1 tRNA gene and 2 rRNA genes (1 of these 3 running past the window's edge) are annotated in these 2,367 nt (G+C 46.9%); all 3 read left to right on the top strand.

Features of this window, described 5'->3' with window-relative positions:
* Positions 1 to 221 precede the first annotated feature (221 nt).
* Positions 222 to 1,771, top strand: a 16S ribosomal RNA gene (locus C5L21_RS07960).
* Between the two features lie 114 nt (positions 1,772 to 1,885).
* Positions 1,886 to 1,958: transfer RNA gene (locus C5L21_RS07955), tRNA-Ala, on the top strand.
* Positions 1,959 to 2,150: 192 nt separating this feature from the next.
* A 23S ribosomal RNA gene (locus tag C5L21_RS07950) occupies positions 2,151 to 2,367 on the top strand (it continues 2,695 nt past the right edge of the window).
* Together the 16S and 23S rRNA genes with 1 tRNA gene alongside form the textbook arrangement of a ribosomal RNA operon.

The following is a 2,367-nucleotide window of genomic DNA, read 5'->3' as shown; positions in this document are numbered from 1 at the left end:
TGATAAGATAATATAGTTGTCTCAGCGACAACAAGTAGCACATTGAAAACTGAACAAAACTTTGAACAAACGAATCTGTGACTAGTTATTAGCAGTAATAACAAAAACAAATTTGCGAAGTCAATTCGTAACAAACAATAAACGGATAGTCGTTATAGAGATATAGCAATTAGTCAGTTTAATCGAAGAGTACATCTTCAAACAATGAATTTAAATTCATTTAAATTGAGAGTTTGATCCTGGCTCAGGATGAACGCTGGCGGCGTGCCTAATACATGCAAGTCGAACGCGCAGCGAGAGGTGCTTGCACCTTTCAAGCGAGTGGCGAACGGGTGAGTAACACGTGGATAACCTGCCTCAAGGCTGGGGATAACATTTGGAAACAGATGCTAATACCGAATAAAACTTAGTATCGCATGATATCAAGTTAAAAGGCGCTACGGCGTCACCTAGAGATGGATCCGCGGTGCATTAGTTAGTTGGTGGGGTAAAGGCTTACCAAGACAATGATGCATAGCCGAGTTGAGAGACTGATCGGCCACATTGGGACTGAGACACGGCCCAAACTCCTACGGGAGGCTGCAGTAGGGAATCTTCCACAATGGGCGCAAGCCTGATGGAGCAACGCCGCGTGTGTGATGAAGGCTTTCGGGTCGTAAAGCACTGTTGTATGGGAAGAAATGCTAAAATAGGGAATGATTTTAGTTTGACGGTACCATACCAGAAAGGGACGGCTAAATACGTGCCAGCAGCCGCGGTAATACGTATGTCCCGAGCGTTATCCGGATTTATTGGGCGTAAAGCGAGCGCAGACGGTTGATTAAGTCTGATGTGAAAGCCCGGAGCTCAACTCCGGAATGGCATTGGAAACTGGTTAACTTGAGTGTTGTAGAGGTAAGTGGAACTCCATGTGTAGCGGTGGAATGCGTAGATATATGGAAGAACACCAGTGGCGAAGGCGGCTTACTGGACAACAACTGACGTTGAGGCTCGAAAGTGTGGGTAGCAAACAGGATTAGATACCCTGGTAGTCCACACCGTAAACGATGAATACTAGGTGTTAGGAGGTTTCCGCCTCTTAGTGCCGAAGCTAACGCATTAAGTATTCCGCCTGGGGAGTACGACCGCAAGGTTGAAACTCAAAGGAATTGACGGGGACCCGCACAAGCGGTGGAGCATGTGGTTTAATTCGAAGCAACGCGAAGAACCTTACCAGGTCTTGACATCCTTTGAAGCTTTTAGAGATAGAAGTGTTCTCTTCGGAGACAAAGTGACAGGTGGTGCATGGTCGTCGTCAGCTCGTGTCGTGAGATGTTGGGTTAAGTCCCGCAACGAGCGCAACCCTTATTGTTAGTTGCCAGCATTCAGTTGGGCACTCTAGCGAGACTGCCGGTGACAAACCGGAGGAAGGCGGGGACGACGTCAGATCATCATGCCCCTTATGACCTGGGCTACACACGTGCTACAATGGCGTATACAACGAGTTGCCAACCTGCGAAGGTGAGCTAATCTCTTAAAGTACGTCTCAGTTCGGACTGCAGTCTGCAACTCGACTGCACGAAGTCGGAATCGCTAGTAATCGCGGATCAGCACGCCGCGGTGAATACGTTCCCGGGTCTTGTACACACCGCCCGTCACACCATGGGAGTTTGTAATGCCCAAAGCCGGTGGCCTAACCTTCGGGAGGGAGCCGTCTAAGGCAGGACAGATGACTGGGGTGAAGTCGTAACAAGGTAGCCGTAGGAGAACCTGCGGCTGGATCACCTCCTTTCTAAGGATAATCGGAAAGTGACAGTGCATTAGATTGCAAGTTCAAATGTTCAAAGTTTTGTTTAGTTTTGAGTGTGGTACTGTAATAGGTATCATGTTCAAAAGATGATCCTATGGGGAATTAGCTCAGCTGGGAGAGCACCTGCTTTGCAAGCAGGGGGTCAGCGGTTCGATCCCGCTATTCTCCATAGGCAATCGAAAGATTGTCTTGGTTGTACATTGAAAACTGAATAGTAACAAATTCTTTTAAAAGTAATGGAAACATTATTCTAAATTGAACCGAGAAACAACACAAAAAGAAGTTCTTTAAAAAGAACGGTTTAATCGCAGGTCTGAAAAATGACCAACTCATAAAACGAAACCGCAACGCAAGTTGTATAGGTTAAGTTAATAAGGGCGCGTGGTGGATGCCTTGGCACTAGGAGCCGATGAAGGACGTGACTAACTACGATAAGCTTTGGTGAGCGGTAAGTACGCTATGACCCAGAGATTTCCGAATGGGGAAACCCAACTCGAAAAGAGTTGTCGCTATCTGAATACATAGGATAGACGACGGAATACGCTGTGAACTGAAACATCTCATTAGCAGCAGGAGCA

The sequence above is a fragment of the Leuconostoc citreum genome, assembly GCF_004354555.1.
Taxonomy (GTDB): domain Bacteria; phylum Bacillota; class Bacilli; order Lactobacillales; family Lactobacillaceae; genus Leuconostoc; species Leuconostoc citreum.
Note: the sequence above shows the minus strand (reverse complement) of the source record. Positions and strands in the feature narration are given on the sequence as shown.